Annotated in this window: 19 protein-coding genes; 4 read left to right on the top strand and 15 right to left on the bottom strand. The window is 67.9% G+C overall.

Translation table 11 applies throughout. The features are described from left to right. Window positions 1-119: 119 nt before the first annotated feature. Window positions 120-341: a hypothetical protein gene (locus tag QM732_RS22540; RefSeq protein ID WP_415658324.1), complete on the bottom strand. Its 222-nt coding sequence runs from the start codon at window positions 339-341 to the stop codon at window positions 120-122. Between the two features lie 138 nt (window positions 342-479). Beyond that, entirely contained in the window at window positions 480-2,462 is a 1,983-nt protein-coding gene (locus tag QM732_RS22535; protein ID WP_415658323.1) for an alpha/beta hydrolase family protein, read from the bottom strand. Between the two features lie 72 nt (window positions 2,463-2,534). Here QM732_RS22535 and uvrA point away from each other — a divergent pair, with 72 nt between their 5' ends. Beyond that, window positions 2,535-5,417 carry an excinuclease ABC subunit UvrA gene (uvrA, locus tag QM732_RS22530; RefSeq protein WP_415658322.1) on the top strand — a complete coding sequence of 961 codons (2,883 nt, stop codon included), beginning with the start codon at window positions 2,535-2,537 and terminating at the stop codon, window positions 5,415-5,417. Between the two features lie 87 nt (window positions 5,418-5,504). Here the strand turns inward: uvrA and QM732_RS22525 are convergent, their stop codons facing one another. Next, window positions 5,505-6,302: an MHFG family PEP-CTERM protein gene (locus QM732_RS22525; RefSeq protein ID WP_415658321.1), complete on the bottom strand. Its 798-nt coding sequence runs from the start codon at window positions 6,300-6,302 to the stop codon at window positions 5,505-5,507. A 217-nt stretch (window positions 6,303-6,519) separates the two neighbouring features. Here QM732_RS22525 and QM732_RS22520 point away from each other — a divergent pair, with 217 nt between their 5' ends. After that, window positions 6,520-6,912: a response regulator gene (locus QM732_RS22520; protein ID WP_415658320.1), complete on the top strand. Its 393-nt coding sequence runs from the start codon at window positions 6,520-6,522 to the stop codon at window positions 6,910-6,912. 309 nt (window positions 6,913-7,221) lie between these two features. Here the strand turns inward: QM732_RS22520 and QM732_RS22515 are convergent, their stop codons facing one another. From QM732_RS22515 to QM732_RS22480, 8 genes are all read right to left on the bottom strand, one after another. Further along, window positions 7,222-8,259, bottom strand: coding sequence for an IS110 family transposase (locus tag QM732_RS22515; protein ID WP_415654893.1), 1,038 nt, complete (start codon window positions 8,257-8,259; stop codon window positions 7,222-7,224). A gap of 142 nt (window positions 8,260-8,401) precedes the next feature. Continuing rightward, a complete protein-coding gene (locus tag QM732_RS22510) occupies window positions 8,402-8,833 on the bottom strand; it encodes an SWIB/MDM2 domain-containing protein (protein ID WP_331176156.1) in 432 nt (143 codons plus the stop codon). Between the two features lie 299 nt (window positions 8,834-9,132). Continuing rightward, entirely contained in the window at window positions 9,133-9,699 is a 567-nt protein-coding gene (locus QM732_RS22505; protein WP_415658319.1) for a cytochrome b/b6 domain-containing protein, read from the bottom strand. Window positions 9,700-9,707: 8 nt separating this feature from the next. After that, window positions 9,708-9,995 carry a PepSY domain-containing protein gene (locus tag QM732_RS22500; RefSeq protein WP_415658318.1) on the bottom strand — a complete coding sequence of 96 codons (288 nt, stop codon included), beginning with the start codon at window positions 9,993-9,995 and terminating at the stop codon, window positions 9,708-9,710. An 18-nt stretch (window positions 9,996-10,013) separates the two neighbouring features. Next, the gene (locus QM732_RS22495) at window positions 10,014-11,135 is read right to left on the bottom strand and encodes an alpha-hydroxy-acid oxidizing protein (protein ID WP_415658317.1); all 1,122 of its coding nucleotides are present in this window, start codon (window positions 11,133-11,135) and stop codon (window positions 10,014-10,016) included. Next, entirely contained in the window at window positions 11,132-11,815 is a 684-nt protein-coding gene (locus QM732_RS22490) for a Fe2+-dependent dioxygenase (protein WP_415658316.1), read from the bottom strand. The genes QM732_RS22495 and QM732_RS22490 overlap by 4 nt, the downstream gene beginning before the upstream one ends. An 18-nt stretch (window positions 11,816-11,833) precedes the next feature. Further along, on the bottom strand, window positions 11,834-14,050 hold the full coding sequence (locus QM732_RS22485) for a TonB-dependent receptor (RefSeq protein WP_415658315.1): 2,217 nt from the start codon (window positions 14,048-14,050) through the stop codon (window positions 11,834-11,836). Between the two features lie 94 nt (window positions 14,051-14,144). Next, a complete protein-coding gene (locus QM732_RS22480; RefSeq protein WP_415658314.1) occupies window positions 14,145-14,894 on the bottom strand; it encodes a TonB family protein in 750 nt (249 codons plus the stop codon). Window positions 14,895-15,018: 124 nt separating this feature from the next. Here QM732_RS22480 and QM732_RS22475 point away from each other — a divergent pair, with 124 nt between their 5' ends. Further along, on the top strand, window positions 15,019-15,375 hold the full coding sequence (locus QM732_RS22475; RefSeq protein WP_415658313.1) for a phage holin family protein: 357 nt from the start codon (window positions 15,019-15,021) through the stop codon (window positions 15,373-15,375). Between the two features lie 37 nt (window positions 15,376-15,412). Here the strand turns inward: QM732_RS22475 and QM732_RS22470 are convergent, their stop codons facing one another. Beyond that, a complete protein-coding gene (locus QM732_RS22470) occupies window positions 15,413-17,005 on the bottom strand; it encodes a M48 family metalloprotease (protein ID WP_415658312.1) in 1,593 nt (530 codons plus the stop codon). Window positions 17,006-17,075: 70 nt separating this feature from the next. On the opposite strand from QM732_RS22470, the gene moaC reads away from it, so the two are divergent. After that, window positions 17,076-17,558: a cyclic pyranopterin monophosphate synthase MoaC gene (gene moaC, locus QM732_RS22465; RefSeq protein WP_415658311.1), complete on the top strand. Its 483-nt coding sequence runs from the start codon at window positions 17,076-17,078 to the stop codon at window positions 17,556-17,558. Here the strand turns inward: moaC and QM732_RS22460 are convergent. From QM732_RS22460 to QM732_RS22450, 3 genes are all read right to left on the bottom strand, one after another. Further along, window positions 17,555-19,264 carry a Wzy polymerase domain-containing protein gene (locus QM732_RS22460; RefSeq protein ID WP_415658310.1) on the bottom strand — a complete coding sequence of 570 codons (1,710 nt, stop codon included), beginning with the start codon at window positions 19,262-19,264 and terminating at the stop codon, window positions 17,555-17,557. The two genes, moaC and QM732_RS22460, sit on opposite strands and share 4 nt — an antisense overlap. Window positions 19,265-19,316: 52 nt before the next feature. Further along, entirely contained in the window at window positions 19,317-20,726 is a 1,410-nt protein-coding gene (locus QM732_RS22455; RefSeq protein ID WP_415658309.1) for an O-antigen ligase family protein, read from the bottom strand. A gap of 76 nt (window positions 20,727-20,802) precedes the next feature. Beyond that, complete coding sequence (locus QM732_RS22450) at window positions 20,803-21,252, bottom strand: pilin (protein WP_415658308.1); 450 nt, start codon at window positions 21,250-21,252, stop codon at window positions 20,803-20,805. Window positions 21,253-21,334: the final 82 nt, after the last annotated feature.

The raw sequence follows: 21,334 nt of genomic DNA, 5'->3' as shown, positions 1-21,334 counted from the left end.
TCAGAGACCGCGACTGCGGCGAGGGCAAGCCGACTCGACGGCGCAGCTGCGGCCGCTGGCCTGCTGCGCCGGCGACTCGGCTCGGGGGTTCATCGTCGAATACATCGTCACCAGGCGAATCAGGCGCGATGCACGGGGTTGGTCACACGGGTCAGCAGCGCGAGCTCGCGGGCAGCATAGCCGGTCACGACGACGCGCGGCAGCTGCGACACCTGCGCGGCCTTGCCAGTGACGACGACGCGGGGCAGCTTCTGGACTTCTTGGGGCGCGGCGCTGGCGGCGAAGGCGGTGAACGCGAAGGCGGCGACGGCGGCGGCTTGGATCAGGACGGTGGCTTTCATGATGCTTCCTTTCGGGGTTCGTACAGCGGGATTGCTGTGTCGATGGAAGCAGTTTCGTCATCGTGACCACGCGCCGCCATGGCGTTGCGATGAACCGCCGGCCGCGGGCCGCGAGCTGCATGCGGCCGGGATGAACGGTCAGTTCACGGGGGCGAGATGCCGGGCCAGGAAGCGCTCAACGCGGCCCCAGAAGTCCTCATTGGTCTTCAGGTTGAACCAGCCGTGGCCTTCTTCGGGGTAGACCACCCACTCCAGCGGCTGGTCGGCGCGCAGCGCGGCCTTCATCTCGGTGCCATGCTTGAGCGGCACGCGGCGGTCCTCGCCGCCGTAGGCCATCAGCAGCGGGATGCGGATCTCGCGGGCACGAGCCAGCGGCGAGGTCTTGCGGATCTGTTCGGCGTCGGCGTCCGGGTCGGCCACGAGGCGCTTCATGCCGTACTGCTTCCAGCTTTCGGAGAAGTCGCTCCAGTGGATGCTGCTCATCAGCCCGATGTCGGTGACGCCGACCCAATTGATCGCGCACCGGAAAAGGTCCTGCTGTGTAACGGCGGCCATCATGGCTGCGTAGCCACCGTAGCTGGCGCCCATGACACAGACGCGCTTGGGGTCGGCCCAGCCCCGTTCGACGGCCCAGGCCAGCGTATCGGCGAGGTCATCCTGCATGGCCAGCCCCCACTGCTTCCAACCAGCCCGGAAGTGCCTGAAGCCGTAGCCGGTGCTGCCGCGAAATTCGGGTTCCAGCACGAGATAGCCGCGGCTGGCGAGGAACTGCGCATAGGGCGACCACGGCCAGTGGGTGCCGCGCACATAGGGGCCGCCATGCACCAGGACGACGGTGGGTGTCCGACCCTTCAGGCCGCCGGCTGGCTGGGTGACGAGCACCGGCAGCTCCAAGCCGTCGCGCGCCTTGACGCGGTGGTAGTCGCGCTGGCCCATGGCGGCGACGGGCAGGTCGGGGCGGGCGCCGACCAGCGGCTGCAGGCGCTTCTCGGCAGTCTCGTACAGGAAATAGAGTGGCGGCCGCACATCTGACAGCGAGGTGACGACCAGGTGGCTGGCCCGCACACAGCGCAGGCATTCGATCAGGTTGACGCTGCCGGGCAGGCGGGCATCAATGGCGGCCTGGTGGTCCTTCATCGTCTTGTCCAGCCACACGACCCCAGGGGCGTCGGTCTCGAAACGCACGCCCAGCAGCCGGCCGCTGCCGGGCTCTGTGAGGAGGCTGCCAGTGAAGTCGTAGCCGGGTGTGGAGATCAGCGGCCCGCCTTCGGCGCGGCCGCTATCCGGATCGAGGCGGAAGACGGCGCCGAAGCCGCGATGCGCCTGCTCCCCCAGAACCAGACCGTCCGGCCCCCACCAGATCGGCCAGGGGTGCTGGCGTGCATGGGGATCGTCGTCGTACCAGCGTTGCCAGCGCCCCCCTTCGTCGCGGCGATACAGCCGGCTGCGGCCCTGGTCCAGGGTGTCGATGATGCGTGGCACGCCGCGCCAGTCGAGCAGCCAGTGCCAGCTGTGGTCGGGAATGCCTTCGCTGAGCGTGCGGGTGAGCCCGGTCCGCGTGTCCAGCCGTGCCATCTGCACGCCGGTTGCGGCACTCTCGTTCCACCAGGGTTGGCGCAGGACAACCACCTCACTGCCATCCAGTCCTGGCGGCACGCTATGCAGCACCCAGTTGGCGTCCAGCCGGCGGTCGGCGATCAGCGTGGCGGCGGTCAGGAAAGGCTTGTCGGTCTTGATCAGCTGGCGGAGGTTGGCGCCATCCCGGTCCACCGCCCACAGACCCTGGCCGTTGACGCGCGTCGTGCCGTCGGGGGAGTCGGACACGTCGAACACCAGCCGATCCTCGCTGATCCAGTGCTGGGTCGCGATGTCGGCGTCGTTGAAGCCGGCGATGAACTTCGGGGCCTGCAGGGTCTGCAGGTCCAGCACGGCCAGCCAGATGCGGTCGTCCTTGCCGGACGCTTGGATGGCGAGATAGCGACCGCTGGGACTGAGCTTGGGCGCGCGCACGGCGGCACGCTTGAAGAAGGCCGTGGCAGGCGGTGGTTCAGCCGCGCCGGCCACGGCGGATACCAGCATGGCGGTCCCCGCGAGCAAAGATGCGGCCAGAAGGTTCTTCATGTGGACCGTGTCATCGTTTGAGCGTCGGATTGTGGCGACCTATCATGGCCGGTTCGCTCGTGAAAACTCCCCATGTCGCTCCCTGAGTCGAAATTCATCCGCGTGCGCGGTGCGCGCACCCACAACCTGAAGAACATCGACGTCGATCTGCCGCGGCATGCGCTGGTCGTCATCACGGGGCTGTCGGGGTCGGGCAAGTCCTCGCTGGCCTTCGACACCCTGTACGCGGAAGGCCAGCGGCGTTACGTCGAGAGCCTGTCCAGCTACGCCCGGCAGTTCCTGCAGCTGATGGACAAGCCGGACGTGGACGTCATTGAGGGCCTGTCGCCGGCCATCTCCATCGAGCAGAAGGCCACCTCGCACAATCCGCGCTCCACGGTGGGCACGGTCACCGAGATCCACGACTACCTGCGCCTGCTGTATGCCCGCGCCGGCACGCCGTTCTGCCCCGACCACGACCTGCCGCTGGAGGCGCAGTCGGTCAGCCAGATGGTGGACGCCGTGCTGGCCATGCCGGATGAGGCGCGGCTGATGCTGCTTGCACCCGTCGTGCGCGACCGCAAGGGCGAGTTCGTCGAGCTGTTCCAGGACCTGCAGGCCCAGGGCTATGTGCGCTTCCGCGTGGATGGCGCCACGGTCGAGGTGCCGGACGTACCGGCGCTGAAGAAGGCCGAGAAGCACGACATCGACGTCGTCATCGACCGCATCAAGCTGCGCCACGACGCGGCGGATTCGCTGCGCCAGCGCCTGGCCGAGAGCTTCGAGGCTGCACTGCGGCTGGCGGATGGGCGGGCCCTGGTCATGAACATGGACTCGGGCGAGACCACGCTGTTCTCCAGCAAGTTCGCCTGCCCGGTCTGCTCCTACTCGTTGCCCGAACTGGAGCCGCGGCTGTTCTCCTTCAACTCACCGGTGGGTGCCTGCCCCAGTTGCGAGGGCCTGGGCCAGGTGACGGTGTTTGATGAGGACCGCGTCGTCGCCTTCCCGACGCTTTCTCTGGCCAGCGGTGCGGTGAAGGGGTGGGACCGGCGCAACCCCTACACCTTCTCGCTGCTGGAATCGGTGGCGGCTCACTACGCCTTCGACGTGGAGGAGCCCTGGGAAAACCTGCCGGCCGAGGCCCGCCAGGTGCTGCTGCATGGCTCGGGCGCCGAGGACATCAGCTTTGTCTACCAGGCCGAGACCTCGACGGGCAAGAAGCGTTCGGTCAAGCGCAGCCACCCCTTCGAGGGCATCCTGCCCAACCTGCAGCGACGCTACAAGGAGACCGACTCGGCCGCCGTGCGCGAAGACCTGGCCCGCTACATGGCCGCCAAGCCCTGCCCGGCCTGCGAGGGCTCCCGGCTGCGGCGCGAGGCGCGCAACGTGGTGCTGCAGCCCGCCGACGCGCCGGCGGGCGTGCGCGGCCGGCCCATCTACGAGGTTGAGCATTCGACGCTGCGCGAATGCCTGGACTACTTCGAGGGCTTGAAGCTCAAGGGTAACAAGGCCGAGATCGGCGACAAGGTCGTCCGCGAGATCGCCTCGCGGTTGCGCTTCTTGAACGACGTGGGCCTGAACTACCTGAGCCTGGACCGCAGCGCCGATACGCTGTCGGGCGGCGAGGCGCAGCGCATCCGGCTGGCATCGCAGATCGGCTCGGGCCTGACCGGCGTCATGTACGTGCTGGACGAGCCCAGCATCGGCCTGCACCAGCGCGACAACGATCGCCTGATCGCGACGCTGCGGCGGCTGCGCGACCTGGGCAACTCGGTGCTGGTCGTGGAGCATGACGAGGACGCCATCCGCGCTGCCGACTGGGTGCTGGACCTCGGCCCGGGGGCCGGCGTGCACGGCGGCCAGATCATGGCCCAGGGCACGCCCGACGAGGTGGCGGCGAACCCGAAGTCACTGACGGGCCAGTACCTGAGCGGTGCCGCCCGCATCGAGGTGCCCGCCAGGCGGCATGCGCCGACCGATGCGGTGATGCGCATCGTCAACGCCCGTGGCAACAACCTGAAGGGTGTGACGGTCGAGATCCCGGTGGGCCTGTTCACCTGCGTGACCGGCGTGTCCGGCTCCGGCAAGAGCACGCTGGTCAACGACACCCTCTACACGGCCGTTGCCAAGAAGCTCTACCAGAGCCATGCCGACCCGGCCGCGCACGACGAGATCGAGGGCCTGGACGCCTTCGACAAGGTCATCAACGTCGACCAGTCTCCCATCGGCCGCACGCCGCGCTCCAACCCGGCGACCTACACGGGCCTGTTCACGCCAATCCGCGAGCTGTTCGCCGAAATGCCCACGGCGCGCGAGCGCGGCTACGGTGCCGGTCGCTTCAGCTTCAACGTGGCCGGCGGCCGCTGCGAGGCCTGCCAGGGCGACGGCGTGCTGAAGGTGGAGATGCACTTCCTGCCGGACGTCTACGTGCCCTGTGACGTCTGCCAGGGTCGACGCTACAACCGCGAGACGCTGGAGGTGCTCTACAAGGGCAAGAACATCACCGACGTGCTGAACATGACCGTGGAGGACGCGCACGAGCTGTTCAATGCGGTACCCACGCTGGCGCGCAAGCTGCAGACGCTCCTGGACGTGGGCCTGGGCTACGTGAAGCTGGGCCAGAGCGCGACGACGCTGTCCGGCGGGGAGGCCCAGCGCGTCAAGCTGGCGCTGGAACTGAGCAAGCGCGACACCGGCCGCACGCTCTACATCCTCGACGAGCCCACCACGGGCCTGCACTTCGCCGATATCGCGCTGCTGATGAAGGTGCTGCACCAGCTGCGCGACGCGGGCAACACCATCGTCGTCATCGAGCACAACCTGGACGTCATCAAGACGGCCGACTGGCTCGTCGACATGGGGCCGGAAGGCGGTGCCGGCGGCGGTACGCTGCTGGTGGCCGGCACGCCGGAGGACGTTGCCGCCTGCGAGGCAAGCCACACGGGGCGCTATCTGGCGCCGCTGTTGCGGCGCTGACTACACGCAACCGGGGCCGGTCCGTCATGGCGCCGGCCAATCCGGCGAGCGCCACGACGGGCCAATGCATGCCGTGACCGGCGGGTGTCAGCGCCTCTGGCGGGTGCGGAAGGCGATGACCAACAGGCCCAGGAGGATCATGGCCCAGGTGCCAGGCTCGGGCACGGCCGGAACGCCATCGCCCGGCCCGGTGGAGTCGGTGGGCGTCACGCGGCCGGGCGGCAGTGCGGGAATGCCGAGGTCGACCAGGCCCGTGCCGCCGCCACCGCCACCGCCGCCGACCGTGGGATTGCCGCCGGGCAGGGTGAAGCCACCCGTGGCCGGAGCGTCGCCCAGCGCGGGCACGCCGGATGCGGTGGCAAAGGTCTCCGGCGCCGCGCCGGCCATCGGGCCGGCAGCGGGCGCCTCGAATTCCAGAGGCGCTTCCTCGCCCTCGCGAGTCGACGAGGCGACGTTGGCGGCGCCGGCCGCGGCGGGCTTTTCCAGGCGGCGGATGCGGCTGACGTTGCGGCAGACGGTGGGCACCAGGATGCACTCGCCGTCCTCGCAATAGACAAGGCCGCGCTCCTGCGTCGTTGCCGCCCACTTCGTGCGCGTCACCGTGCGGCAGACGGAGCCGGGGCCGAAATGCATGTCGCGGATCTCCGGCGCATAGTCGGCCCGGCCCTTGATGGCGTCGCGCTCGATGAGGGCGATGTCGTCGTAGCTGCGGGCCTTCATGCGAGCCTTGAGCTTCTCGCGCGTCGCGGCGGGAATGTCCTGGTAGCGGTCCACGGCCGCGACCACGTCACCCATGAAAGGGTTGACGCCCGGGCGGTCCCAGCTGCACTGGGGCAGCGTGGAGCCGGCAGAAACGGCGAGGGCGAGGGTGGCGATCAGCGACATTCGGCGGTCCGGAGAGAAAGCGCGCCCGAACCAGGGCGCATGAACTAATTGTTAGGGATCGCTAGGGTTACTACTCTTTGAGCCCCCGCAAAGAGGGGGTGCGTGGCAGGTGAGAAAAATCACGCAAAAGGCCGGAAACCTTTGTCGCTCCACCGTGCCGGCCGGCACGGCATTGCTGCTATCGTGCCGACCGCTTCCTGCCGCCCCCGAGTCCGCCATGCCCGATCGCGCCCCGCCGCTGGTGCTCTATGTCGAAGACGACCGCATCCACCTCATCCTGATGGAAGAGGTGTTCCGGCGGCTGCCAGGCTGGGAGCTGCGCTGCGCCGAAACCGGCGCAGAGGCGCTGGCGGCGCTGGCGCAAAGCCGGCCTAGCCTGGTGCTCGTCGACATGAACCTTCCCGACATGACGGGACTGGATCTCATCGCCCAGGCGCGGGCCGACGGCGGCCTGGACGAGGCGCTGCGGGATTCTCGCTGGGTGGCGCTGTCGGCCGACGACCCCAGCGGCGTCGTGCGTGCCGCGCGCGAGGCGGGCTTCCACGACTACTGGCTCAAGCCCATCGACGTGCCGCGGCTGCAGACCGCGCTGCATCAGCTGATGGGCTGAGGAGACCATCCGCTGCCGGCTGCGGTGACAAAAATCTATGGTCACCCCCGTTTTTGCAAGGGCTGAATGCAGGTTGAGGTGAAGATGGTTTGCGTAAATCTATCCGGCGTCTGGATAGGGATCGTTGATCCCTGCGCCACGATGAGAGTCGCACCTGGCAGTCCTTAAAAAAGCCTCGGCGTTGGTCGCCGTTTTTACGATCTGGATGCCTGCCAGGCCGAATGGGCCGTTCACGTCATCACTGCTACAGCGGTCGCAAAACCTGTTGGGTGCCCCGGTTGGGGTTGAAGAGCAGAAGGGAGCTGGAGTTCAGGCGGCTGCCGGTTCTGGTCGCAACTTGCCCGGCTCATAGACCGAGTGCCCGCGCGCCAGCGCCCAGGCCATGCGCGCGAGCTTGTTAGCCAGCGCGCAGGCAACGACGTTGGAGTGACGGCGCGTGAGCAGCGCGTGCACCCAGTCGGCCAGCGGGCTCGGGTGTTTATGCATGCACAGCATGAAGACCCGGGCGCACTGCACGAGCAGCCGTCGCATGTTCTTGTCGCCGCGTTTGCTGATGCCCAGCAGCGTGGCCTTGCCGCCGGTGCTGTACTGGCGCGGCACCAGCCCGAGCGAGGCCGCGAAGTCGCGACTGCTGGCGAACTGATGCCCGTCGCCCATCTTGGCGGCCAGCACGCTGGCGGTGATGGGCCCCACGCCCGGCAGCGTCATGAGCCGCTGGCCCAGGTCGTCCTCGTGAACTTGCTGGCTCAGTTGCTTCTCGACTTCGGCGATCCGCCCGTCGAGGTACTTGAAGTGCTCGTGAAGACGCTCCAACACTGACACGAACTGTGGCGGGAGATCCTCATGCTCGGCCAACAGCGCCGGCAGCCGCTTGATAACGGCGAAGCCGACAGGCAGACCAATGCCGAACTCCAGCAGGAAGCCGTGCATCTGGTTGGCGGTCTTGGTGCGATCGTGAACCAGTGACTCACGCACACGGTGCAGCATGGACAGCGTCTGCTGTGCCTCGGTCTTGGGGACGACAAAGCGCATGGTGGGCCGCGAGGCGGCCTCGCAGATCGCCTCGGCGTCGATGAAGTCGTTCTTGTTGCCCTTCACGAACGGACGCACGTACTGGGGCGAGATCAGCTTGACCTCGTGACCCATCGCGATGAACTTGCGCGCCAGGTAGTGCGCGCCGGCGCAGGCCTCCATCACGGCCGTGCAGGGATGGAACTTGGCGAAGAACTCGACCAACTGCTTGCGGTTGAGCTTCCTGCGGAACACGGCCAGGCCCTTGCGGTCCTGGCCGTGCAGGTGAAACGAATGCTTGCCCAGGTCGATGCCGACCAGCGTCACAGAGTCCATGATGACCTCCGCCACATAGAAGAACACCCCGGCAACTTATGTCACCGGGGTGTTCGGGGCAAACACGGAGATGGGGGTGACCATCTCATTAAAGCCCGGCATCGCCGGGCTTCGTCTGACGGGCCGCTGGCGCGGCACGCCATCACTTCAGGTGGCTGTTGATCAGCTTGGTCATCTCGAACATGTCGGCCTTGGCCTTGCCGAAGATTTCCTTCAGCTTGGCGTCGGCATTGATGACGCGCTTCTGCAGCTCGTCCTGCAGCTTGTTCTTCTTGATGTACTCCCAGACCTTCTTGGTCACGTCGGTGCGGGGCAGCGGGGCTGCGCCGACGATGGCCGCGAGGGCGGCGCTGGGGGTCAGGGCCTTCATGAAGGCGGCGTTGGGCGTGCGCTTCTTGGCGGGTGCCGCGGCCTTCTTGGCCGGGGCTGCCTTCTTCGCGGGCGCGGCCTTCTTGGCCGGAGCCGCCGCCTTCTTCGCAGGCGCCTTCGCGGGCGCTGCCGCCTTCTTCGCCGGGGCCTTCTTGGCCGGAGCCGCCGCCTTCTTCGCGGGCGCGGCCTTCTTCGCAGTTGCCATGTCGATTCACTCCATCAAAGGTTGTTGATGTGCCGGGCCTGGGTGAAGGCCGCGTAAGCCTTCAATACTCGCTAGCACCCTGCGGCGGCGATGGTACTGCTCTCCCCAGGGGAAGAGAAGGCTTTCCTAGAGGGAATGACCCGCAATAGCCCATGAAATGGGCCCTTTGAGGCCCCGCTTGTCGCGGGGCCGCATCACTCGGGCCTTCGCGAGGCTTGCAATCACTGGCGCGCTCTTCGCGTCTGCGGTGCTGTCCCGCCTGCTGGCAGCGGACTTGCCGAGGCGTCCGGCGGCACAGATCAGGCGATGTCGTCGCCTTCGGGCATGCGCTTCGTGCCGCTGAACATCGCGCCGACGAGGTTCTCTCGATGCCGCCAACTGGTCACGAGTACGCCGCCGAGATGGCCCACGACAAGGGTGACGATGAGCCACGCGAAGGCCGCGTGCAGGTCCGACAGCCATTCATAGCCCCACAGCCAGTCGGTCGTGTACAGCCAGCCGCTGAGGGCCAGCGCGGCAGCGGTGCTCCACAGCAGCAGCACCATCCATCCGCCCAGGGGGTTATGGCCAAGGTAGCGCGGCTCCCGTCCCGAGCGCATGGCGCGGGCGTAGGCCAGCACCTCGCGCGGGCGGCGCACGAACTGGGCGAGGCGTGCGTAGCGGGCCCTGGAGCTGCCTGAGAAGCCCCAGGCCAGGCGCAGTGCCACGGCCGCACCGGCGACGTAGCCGGCCGTGTGGTGGACGGCATCGAAGTCGCGAGGGGGCCAATGCCCGCTGATCCAGCAGGTGGCGATGGCCGCCGCGAGCGTCCAGTGCAGCACGCGCACGAGGACATCCCAGACGCGGATGCGCGCGGCGTCCGTCATCGCGGTCCTTACTTCTTGTCAGCCGGCTGCTCGCCTTCCGGGTAGACGCGCTCGAAGGTCTTGGGGTGGAAGAAGGCTTCGGCCTTCTTGCCCTGGTCGTCGAAGCCGTAGACCTCGTAGCAGTTGTTGTAGTTCTGGACCTTGCGGACCTTCCAGCCTTCGGATTCGAGCTTCTTCTGCAGCTCCATCTGGCCGCGCTTCTCCTCCTTGGGCACGACCGGGCAGGAGACGGCGCCGTGGGCGAAGGCGGTGCCCGCGGCGGCGACGAGAGCGAGGGTGGTGAGGAGGCGTTTCATGTGGAGGTCCTTTCAGGATCAGACAGGGGAGCCGGGCCAGAGCAGTGCCGGGCCGGCGTCGGCGAGGGTCTTGCAGCCGGAGAGGGCCATCGCGATCTCCAGCTCGTCGCGCAGCAGACGCAGCGCGTGGGCCACGCCCAGGGCGCCACTGGCGGCAAGGGCGTGGACATAGGGGCGGCCGAGCAGCACGGCGTTGGCGCCCAGCGCCATGGCCTTGAGCACGTCGGTGCCGCGGCGGATGCCGCCGTCGACGAGCAGCGGCACGTCCGGGCCGACGGCGGCGCGCAGGGGCGGCAGCAGCGCGGTGGTGGGCGGCAGCGTGTCCAGCGCGCGGCCGCCGTGGTTGGTGACGACGAAGCCGGTCACGCCGCGGGCGAGTGCCTCACGTGCGTCGTCGGCATGCGTGACGCCCTTGAGCAGCAGCGGCAGCTTGCTCTGCGCGCGCAGCCAGTCGATCTCGCGCCAGGTGGCGGCGCGCGGCATCAGTCCGTCGAACAAGGCACTCTGGCCGGGCTGGAGGTTCAGCGGCTTCTTCAGGCCGCCGAGGTTGACTGCGCGGATGTCGTCGGGAAGCTTGAAGCCGATGCGGCGCTCGCGGTCGCGGGCGCCGTGCACCGGCGCGTCGACGGTCAGCACCAGGGCCTGGAATCCGGCGGCCTCGACACGGCGCAGCAGGGAGCGCATGAAGTCGTGGTCATCGCGCCAGTAGAGCTGGAACCACAGTGGACCGGCGCCCGGATCGGCTCGCATGGGTGCGGCGACGGCCTCCATGTCCACGCTGGCCTGGGCGCTCAGGATGAGGCCGGCCTCCTGGGCCGCGGCGGCGTGGCCCAGGGCCAGCTCGCCGTCGGCATGGAAGAGGCGCTGGTAGGCGATGGGTGCGAGCAGGATGGGATGGCGCAGCTCGCGGCCGAGCAGCGTGACGCGCGTGTGGCCGTGGCTGAGGTCGCGCAGCACTCGGGGCTGCAGCCGTATGGCGTCCCAGGCGGCGCGGTTGGCGCGCAGCGTGATCTCGTCGGCGGCGCCGCCATTGAGATAGGCCCAGGCGGCATCGCTGACGCGGGCCCGGGCGGGGGCCTCGAAGTCGGCGAGACTGGCCAGGCCTTCGGGCAGGGATTCGATGACCGGCGCCGGGTTCACGTGTCGGCCCACATCCTGAGCAGGTTGTGATACGTGCCGGTGAGCTGGACCAGGGCCTCGGCCTCGCCGTGCTCGGCGCGCAGCCGCATGAGGCTCATGTCCATCTCGTAAAGCAGGCGGCGCTGCTCGTCGCTGCGCACCATGCTCTCGATCCAGAAGAAGCTGGCCAGCCGCGCGCCGCGTGTGACGGGCTCGACGCGGTGCACGCTGGTGCCGGGGTAGACGACCATGTCGCCCGCAGCGAGCTTGACGCGCTGCTCGCCGTAGGTGTCGGCGATGACGAGCTCGCCGCCGTCGTAGTCGGCCGGGTCGCTCAGGAAGAGCGTGCACGATATGTCGGTGCGTACGCGCTGCGTGCCGCCCGGCAAATAGCGCACGGCCTGGTCGACATGGTCACCGTAGGTGTTCGTCGCGCCGGCATAGCGGTTGAACAGCGGCGGCAGCACGCGCTTGGGCAGCGTGGCCGAGAAGAACAGCGGATGCTTCTCGAGCGCCTGCAGCACCAGCGCCTGCAGCTCGCGGTGCTGCTCGCTGCCGGGTTGCAGTTGCTGGTTGTTCTTGACCAGCGCGGCCTGGCGGCCGGCGGTCGTGCGGCCGTCGGCCCAGGGGGCCGCGGCCAGCAGTTCGCGGGCCCTCGCCAGGCCTGCCGCATCCAGAACGTCGTCGATCTTCAGCAGCATGGTGGCGAGGGGACTCCGTCAGAACTTGTAGGTGCCGGTAACGCTGGTCACACGGCCCGTGCCGGGCACGTAGAAGGACGTGTACAGCTGGTCAGCATAGAGCTTGTTGGCCACGTTGCTGACGTAGAGCTTGAACAGCAGCTGCTCCGGGATGACGGTGTACTCGGCCATCACGTCGGCGGTGATGAACTTGGGCGCGTAGAAGCCGGGGTTGCGGTTGGGCTGTTGGCCGCTGCGGGCGTTGGCTCCGACGCCCAGGCGCAGCGAGGGCAGCACCTGGTAGGCCGTCCACAGGCTGCCGGAGTAGCGCGGCGTCAGTGACGGGCGGGTGCCCTGGCCTTCGGAGCCGGCCACGCCGATGTCGATCTTGGCGACCGGCATCCACGTGAAGTTGCCGAAGACTTCCCATTGCGGCGTGATGCGGCCGAGGATGTCGACGTCCAGGCCGGCGGCATGGCGCTTGCCAGACAGGGTCACGAGGTTGACCAGCGGGTCGGTGTTGCGCTCATGCAGCTTGGTGTTGCGGAAGGCGCTGGCGCGCACGCTCAGCTTGCCGTCGGCGCTGTCCCACTTGGTGCCCAGCTCGACGTTGACCGAGCTTTCCGGCGGGATGTCCACGTTGGCCGCGCTCAGCGAGTAGGCGTCGCCGGAAGTGTTGAAGGACGTGGCGCCCATCAGGTGGAAGGACCATTGCTCGTTCGGCTGGAACAGCACGGCGGCGCGCTTGCTCACTTCCGACACCTTCATGCGGTAGGACGTGACTACCGGTGGCGTGGCGGCCGAGTACTGGAAGTAGTCGCCAGTCAGGTTGTCGTAGCGCAGGCCGGCCAGCAGCTTCCACATCGGCGCGACCTGGATCATGTTCTGCACATAGCCGCCGTAGGCCTTGGACGTGTAGTCGCTGCTGGTGCGGAAGTTGCGCAGGGACTCGTCGTAGGACGCGCCATCGAACGGCGTGCCGACCGTCGTGCTGGGCTTGGCCGTCTGCGTGCCGACGGTGGCGAACACCTGCTTCTTCTCGTTTGAGAAGTCGATGCCGGCCTGCAGCACGTTGTCGAAGCCGCCGAGCTTGAACTTGCTGCTCAGGTCGCTCTGCGCCGTGATGGTCTGCATGTCCTGCTTCTTGAGCTGCAGGGCGCGCGTGATGATGGTGTTGGCGTTGATGTTGTCCAGTGCGACGTTCAGCTTGGTGGGCTGCTGGGCCGCCGCGGCGAAGTTCCACAGCGTGGCGCGCTGGTCGCGCGTGTAGTTGGCGGCGCGCACCTTGGTGACCAGCTCCGTCTCCGGCGAGAAGCGGTGGGTGTGGCTGAGCATGGCGTAGTAGGCCGTGCCCTTGTTGAAGTCGCTGGCCATGCCGTAGTAGGCGTCGGGGTCCAGCGCCGTGTTCAGCTGGTTGGCCGCGCCGGTGGCCGTCGGGCGGATCCAGCGCACGCCGTAGTTGATGCCGTTGTCGTTTTGCAGGCCGTAGACGGTGATGCCGAACTCGTCGGTCTCGTCGATGCCGAAGCGGTAGCTGGCGCCCACGCCGCGCTTGTCGAGCATGGAGCCGGCACCGTTGCTGTCGGCGGTGTTGTGCATGCCGACGACGCGGAAGGCCGAGTTCTCGCCGGTGCGCGTGTTGAAGTCTCCGACGGCGCGCAGTGCGCCATGGCTGCCCATCTGGACGGCGACCTCGTTCTGGTCGGCCAGCACGGCCTGCTTGGTCACCTGGTTCAGCGCGCCACCGGTGGAGCCGCGTCCGAACAGCAGCGAGGCCGAGCCGCGCAGCAATTCCAGCCGGTCGAGGAAGAAGGTGTCGCGGTCGTAGAAGGCCGGGTCGCGCATGCCGTCGATGAAGACGTCGCCCGTGCCCTGCAGGGAGATGCCGTGGATCTTGATGTCTTCCTCGCCGCCCTCGGCGGCCTGGAAGGTGATGCCGGACGTGTTGCGCAGCACTTCCTTGACGCTGCTGAAGTTGCGGTCGTCCATGACCTTCTCGGTCACGACGGTCAGCGCCTGGGGAATGTCACGGATGTCCTGCTTGCCCTTGCCGATGCGGGTCTCGGTGGCCTGGTAGTCGTCCTTGCCCTGCTTCTCTGCACTGGCCTTGGCGCGCACCGTGGGCAGCACGTTGTCTTCCTTGGGCGGCGTGGTCTGGGCCAGGGCGGCGGAGGCCAGGCCGAAGCCGGCGGCCAGCGCACCCAGGGGGAGCAGGGCGTGGGCCTTGGGCAGGCTCGTCTTTTTCTTGCGGGACATGGATCTCTCCGATGGATCGTGAATGGGCATGGCTTTGCCCACGACGGCGTCGGGCGCCGCCCACGGCATGGCTACTCAGGGGAAAGGGCTGGGGTCAGCGGTCGACTTCGTAGGACATCGGTGCGATGACCTCCCACTCGACGGGCTGACCGTTTTCCATATAGGGGGCAAAGCGGGCGCTGCGCATGTCCAGCAGCGCCTGCTCGTCGAGCCGGGTGTAGCCGGAGGACTTCGCCAGCGTGATCTCACGCGGCTGGCCACGCACGTCGACGACGACGCGCAGATGCACGACGCCGGATTCCCGCAGGCGCTTGGACATCAGCGGCACCGTCATGCGCGGCTCCTTGAGATAGCGCACGGCACTGGCCGGGATCTGCTTGATCTGCGGCGCCGGCGGCGGCGCGACCTGCACGACGGGCGGAGCGGGCGCCACCTGCGCCTGCACGACCACCGGTGGGGGCGGCGGCAGGGCCGCGACGACCGGCGACGGTGCGGGTGCCACCGCGATGGCGATCAGCGGCGGCTCGATCAGCGTCGTCGCCGGAACCTTCAGCTCCGGCATTGCCATGGGCGGCGGCGGCAGGGGCTTGGGCGGCTCTGCCGGCGCGACCAGGCGCACAACGACCGGTGCGACACGGGCCACTGCACGGCGCACGTCCTGCATCTGGCTCAGGCCCCACAGGCCCAGCAGATGCAGCGCGGCGACGCCGACCAGCACCAGGCGGCGACTGCGCGGCGGCTGCGACAGCTCGCCATAGCTCGGTCGTGATTGCGCCACGCGCGACACGGCCAGCCGGGATGGTGCGGCGACCGGAGTGGGGGCGACAAAAGCGAGCGGCTTCACGGACAGGACGACGGGTTCGATCCGCAAAAATCTTAACACAAATGCGAACGATTCCTATTTGATCCATGTCATGCTGAGGCGCTGGCGCGACACTGCGATGGGTGGTGCCCGATATGCTCGCCGCATGACCAAGGTTCTCGTTCGCTGGCTGCTGCTCGCCGGGGCGCTGCTGCTGGTGGCCCACCTCTACCCCGGCGTCGTCGTCAAGAGCTTCACTTCGGCGCTGATCGCAGCCCTGGTGCTGGGCCTGTTGAACACGCTGCTGCGGCCCATCCTCGTGCTGCTGACACTGCCGGTGACGGTGCTGAGCTTGGGGCTCTTCCTCTTCGTCATCAACGCGCTGATGTTCTGGGCTGCCGCCTCGGTGCTGGACGGCCTGGCCGTGACCGGCTTCTGGGCAGCGCTGATCGGCTCGCTGATCTACAGCCTGTGCGGCATGGTCATCGACGTCGTCATCGAGCGCCTGTTCCCCGGGGAGTAGGCCCGCCCCGGCGGCCGTCAGGTCGTAGCTGCAGGTCTCAGTTGGGCAGCTCGACGTCCGGCGGGATGTAGCGGCCCCGGTACATCTCGCCCAGGATGGACTGGCGCTCATAGACCAGCGTGCGCAGCCGCGCGTCGATCACCGAAGCCTCGACCTGGTCGGCGTCCGGGCCGCGCGACTGCCGCAAGCCGGAGCGCAGGCGGTCGATGGCACCGTTGAGGTCACCCGCGGCGGCATGCACCTCGGCCTGCGCGCGCACCGCACGCAACGGCTGGTCGAGCTTCTGCCAGACCAGGGCCAACTGGGCCCAGGCGTGCGAATCCTTGGGTTGCAGGCTGACATGGGTTTGCAGTGCGTCAGCCGCCTCGCGCAGGGCGGGCACGCCGGTACCGGGCACCAGTGCCAGGCCCACGCGCTGCATCAGCATCGGGCGGGATTTCTCGCCCTGCAGGCTGTCCAGCGCCGCTGCTCCTTCCATCGGGCGGCCGCGGGCCTGGGCGAGCTCGGCGCGCAGGTAGGTGAGTTGCCGGCGGGCGGCCACGGTCTCGGCGGGGCTTGGGTTGATGAGCTGCAACGTCACCTCGGCGCTGCGCAGCGTCGCCTCGGCGCGGTCGAAGTTGCGCAGCTTGATGGATGCCAGCGTGGCGGCATAGCGCGCGCCCAGCTGCTCGTAGCCGCCGCTCTCGCGGATGTTGCGGGCACCGGCGTCGTAGTTCTCGAGCACCTTCCAGGCGTCCACGCGCGGGTCCATCAGCACGCGGGCGCGGGCCGCCATCAACGCGTGTTCGGCCAGGCCACGAGGACGCGTGAACGGTTCGAGCGCCAGGCGCGTGCGCGCATCGCCGATGCGCTCGCTGGTCAGCGGGTGGGAACGAAGGTAGGGGAACGCGCCGTTGTCCATCAGGTGGTAGGCCTGTTCCATGCGCTCGAACATGCTCACCATGCCGCTGCCGGCGAAGCCCGCCTCCACGAGCACGTTGAAGCCCACGCGGTCGGCCTCGCGCTCCATGTCGCGCGAGAAGTTCAGTGACATCTGCGTGGCCGCGGCCTGGCCGCCGACGATGCCGGCGTTGGCGAGGTCGATGTTGCCGCGCGAGGCGGCCAGCACGCCGAGCAGCAGGCCGGCGATGGCGATCATGCTGTTCTTCGAGTCGCCCGCGATGCGCCGGGCGATGTGGCGCTGCGTCACGTGCGAGATCTCGTGAGCCAGCACCGACGCCAGCTCGTCGCGCGACACCGTCATCGCGATCAGGCCCAGGTGGGTGCCGATGAAGCCGCCCGGCAGCGCGAATGCGTTGACGCTCTTGTCCTCGACGAGGAAGAACTCCCAGGCGAATCGGGACTGGATGTCCTCGCCGATGTGGCCCAGCTTGCTCGATGCTGCCACCAGTGGCTGGAAGATGCCTTCCATGTATTCCTGCAGCAGCGGGTCCTGCACGACGGCAGGGTCCAGGCGGATGGAGCGCATGTAGCGCTCGCCCAACTGGCGCTCGGCGCCCACGTCCAGGTCTTGCGAGACCGAGTCGCCGAGGGCCGGCAGATTGACCTGGGCATTCAGCGGGGCGCCGGGCAGGGCCAGCGTCGCCGCGGCGAGCAGGCTGAGCAGAGGGCGGTGCAGGGACTTCTTCATCGGACAGGGGCGCAAGCCGGGAACGAGGCTCCTATGATGCCTGCAACACCTTGCCCCTTTGTTTCCAGGCATGACGACCCCGTTGACCCACTTTGACGCCCAGGGCCAGGCCCACATGGTGGACGTGTCGGCCAAGGCCGAGACCCACCGCGTCGCCGTTGCCGCCGGCGAGATCCGCATGCGGCCCGAGACCTTTGCGCTGATCGTCGGCGGCACGGCCAAGAAAGGCGATGTGCTGGGCGTGGCGCGCATCGCGGCCATCCAGGGCGCCAAGCGCTGCAGCGATCTGGTGCCGCTTTGCCACCCGCTGCCGATCACGCGCGTGGCGGTGGATTTCGAGCTCGACGAGGCCGGCAGCCGCGTGCTGTGCCGTGCCCAGGTCGAGACGCTGGGCCGTACTGGCGTCGAGATGGAGGCGCTGTGCGCCGTGCAGGTGGGCCTGCTGACCATCTATGACATGTGCAAGGCCGCCGACCGCGGCATGGTCATCGCCGACGTGCGCGTGCTGGAGAAGCAAGGCGGCAAGAGCGGCGACTGGCGCGCCGCAGGCTAGCGCAGCGTCCGCCAGTCCACCACGCCAGAGGCCGGCTGGCATTGCGGCATGGGCGGCGCAGAGGCTGCTTCCTCGCAACTGGAAAACCAGGTGTCGCCGGTGGGGTTGCGGAACTCGCGCAGCCGGTCCGCGACATAGCGGGCGCCTTCCACGTCGCCAATGGTCTGCAGCGAACGCGACCAGTGCATCAGCAGTCGCGCGTCCACCAGGCTGAAGGCGGTGCGGCGCGTTGCGGCAAGGGCCAGCTTGCCGGGCGGGAAGCCGGTGGCGGCGGCGTAGTCGGCCTGGTGGCTGAAGAATGGCGAGCGCTGGCCTGTGGTGATGCGCTCGTTCAGGGGCGCGGCGTCATCCGGCGGCGCGTAGATGACGACGATGCGGTGGTAGTCCCAGACGGCGAAGGCGCTGCCCGCGATCAGCAGGCCACCGACCATTTGCCAGGGCATGCCCGGCGCGGGCCTGGCGGGTGCATCGGCCTGAGTTTTGACCGGCAGGGCCAGGCCGAGGGCGAAGCAGGCCGGCAGCAGGAAGTAGGCATACCAGAGCGGGTACTCCAGCAGGCTGTGCAGCGAGATGGTCAGCACAATCATCAGCGCCGCGCGGCGCAGCGGCGCGTCCTCGCCGGCGCGAGCCGCTCCGCGCCAGGCTTTCCAAAGCGCCCAGCCCAGCAAGGCGAGCACCGCACCCGCCCACGGCAGGCCCAGTTCGACCGCCAGCTGCGAGGGCAGGTTGTGCGTGTGGTCGAAGAAGGCGACGGGGCGGTCCGGGAAGGGAGTCAGGCTCCAGGCGACGTTGAACTCGCCCCAGCCGACACCCAGTAGCGGGTTGGCAAGTGTCAGGGCCCAGGCGTCGCGCAGGATGGCCAGGCGCGACGGCGAGCCGGCCCCCTCGGACAGGCGCGAGGCGGCGCCGAAGGCATGGCCCTCTGCCGACCACTGCGCCATCAGCCACCAGCTGACGCCCAGCATCAGCGGCGTGGCCAGCAGGGCGAGGCGCGCGCTGCGCGAGAGCCTGCCGTCGACCAGGCCCCACACGGCCAGCATCGCGATGCCGATGAAGCCGGTGCGCGAGGCGCTCAGCACGACGGTGAAGACGCAGGCGAACAGCAGCGGCGCGAGCAGCCAGCGCCAGCCGCGCCTCTCGGTGACGAAGACTGCGGCGACCGAGGCCCACATCATCAGGCTGGCGAGGTGGTTGGGCTGGCGCAGGTTGCCGACTGCCCGGCCCGCAATGCCCGAGCGCGCGATGACGTTGCCGTCGGCCCAGCCGGGCATGAAGACCTGCACGAGGCTGACGACCACGCTGGCCAGGCCGGCGGCAAGCAGGCCCCAGCACAGTGCTTCGGCGGCGAGGTTGCGCTGGTCGCGCGACAGGCCCTGGGCGACCAGCAGCACGGCCAGGCCGGCGCCGATGATGGCGATGGCGCCCAGCCCCAGAGACGCAGGCAGGGAGCGCCAGACGACAGAGCTCATCGGTGCGACGAGCAGCAGCAGGAGCGCCAGCGCCGCGGGACTTTTCAGTCCGTTCAGCCAGCCGGGCGTGGCGCGGGCAAGCAGGACGAGAGCCAGACCCCAGCCGGCGAGGGCGAGGAGCTGGTTGTAGAGCGTTGCCGAAGGGGTCTGGTTATAGGCCAGCAGCGGCGGCAGCGCTGCGGCGAAGAACAGGCCGAGCGGCGCGGCTTCGACCGAGGTGGGAGTCTGGGAGGACATGGGCGCAGATGATGGCATGGGTCCGCGCTCCGTCGCGATGTGGCGCGCGACGCTAGATCCAACCATCCAGCCAGAACCTGGGGCGATAGGTTTCCCCCGGAGGAGGGACTGGGCTGTCTGCGCGTATGCGAGGCGGTTCTCGGGCCGCCTGCATTGCTGTCGTGACGCACAGACCGAACTGGGTGGCCAGCAGCAAGGACGCTGCCCAGTGCTTGAGCGACCACGAACGGCGTTCACGTAGGGGTACCGCCGCAGGCTCGCATCGGGCTACGGCGCCGGCCATCAGTCCCCAGGCGGTGGCGATCCAGAGCTGCGATAGCGGCATCACGAAGTTGCCTGAGAATGCGCCATCGACCAGAGCAGCCATGGTCGCGGCAAGTGCGCCGGCCAGCAGCGGGCGCGATGGGGTGGCGCGGTACAAGCATCGAAGGCCCTGCGCCAGCGGCATCAGCATCAAACCCATGACAAGCAACGATGCAGGCAGCCCGAGTTCGGCAGCGAGCTGTAGATAGACGTTATGTGGATGCGCGGCAGTGGGATTGATCTGCGCGGCGAAGTGCATCGGCCCCTGCCCCAGCCATGGGGATTGAAGAAACTGATCGAGGGCGGCGGTCCATAGCAAATCCCGCGAATGGGCAGAACTGAGGCCTGTGGGACTTGCAAAGGACGGGCGCCATGTGAGATCCAAGGCGCTGGGCAAGGCCAAGAAAAGCAGGAGCGCTCCTAGCAGTCCTGATACAAGGCAAGTCCAGCCTTGGCGACTGATCCGGCACTCACGCGAGAGCGTCAAAACGATCAGGGCAACAAGCCAAGCTAGGAAGGTGGCACGTGCCAGCGTCAGGACTGTCAGCGCGATTTGCGCCATTGCAGCGCCAGAGGCCAGCGCGCGCCAGCGTTTATCGGCATCCGATGCAGCAACCACCCACAGCAGGGGCACCGCAACGGTCTGCACATGATTCAAGAAACGGGGGTTCGAGAAGCCAATCATGAATCCCCGCGCATCCAGCAGTTGGCCGGACATCAACGAGGTCAGGTAGAGCAGCAGCACGGTGGCCGCGTAGGCAGCCATCGCAGCTGCCATGGCTCGCAGCAGTGTGCTTTCGTCGCCGGCCACGGCGCGCTGGCGGCACACCCATGCCCATCCCAGCAGCCCAAGCCATAAGGCCACCTCCTGCAGGGCTGCGGCCGTGTACCGGCTGTGCCAGCATGACATCAGAATCAGTAGTACCAGGCTTGCAGCTGCCAGGGCGGACCTGCTTCGGTACTCGGGCAGGCATGTCGGCTTCCACCAGAGTGAGAACGAAGCCGCCAGCAGGATCAGACATTCGGCAGCACGTTGGAAGTCGTGCGCCGACTTGTGTCCAGCAGGCCACAAGGGCAGGACCCCCATGATGATCACGAGGCCGCAGGCGAGCCATCTTTGGATATCGCCTACAGGCTGCTTGAGCTGGGTGGCGGTCACATGAGTGGCGGATTTGTTTCAGAAATGAAAACAGGGGGCAAGCCCCCTGTTTCGATTAAGCAGTCAACTGAATGAATCAGGACGCGCTGTTCTTTTCGATGGCGGTCTTGACAGCGCCGGTAGCGTCCGTTGTGATCGTCCAGGTCACGGCAGTTTCGCCGACGTTTGCGGACCACTTGATGTACGTTGCAGCGCCCACAGCGCCGGACTTCAGCGTGGCTTCAATGTCGCCGGCAGTGGCCGTGTTGACGGCAGTCACTTCATTCGTAGCCTTGAAGTCAGCATCGGCGGGAATGCCGTTGCTGCCGCCCACGCAGTTGGTCTTGACACCGCCGTTTTCCTGGATGCACAGGGCGATGGCAGTCTTGAGCGAGTCGACAGCCGACAGCGCATTGCCTGCCTTGGCCTTGGCCGTGTAGTCCTTGTACTGCGGAATCGCCACAGCTGCCAGGATGCCGATGATGGCGACGACGATCATCAGTTCGATCAGGGTGAAGCCTTGTTGGGCGCGTGCTTTCAGGTTCATGTCGTTACTCCAGTCAAAGTGGGTGGGAGGAGGGCACTCCCCCTGAATGCAGGGGGCGTGCCAGCTTTTTCGGCCTGTAGGC

This window comes from Roseateles sp., from assembly GCF_047654805.1.
Classification (GTDB): Bacteria; Pseudomonadota; Gammaproteobacteria; order Burkholderiales; family Burkholderiaceae_C; genus Pelomonas.
Note: the sequence above shows the minus strand (reverse complement) of the source record. Positions and strands in the feature narration are given on the sequence as shown.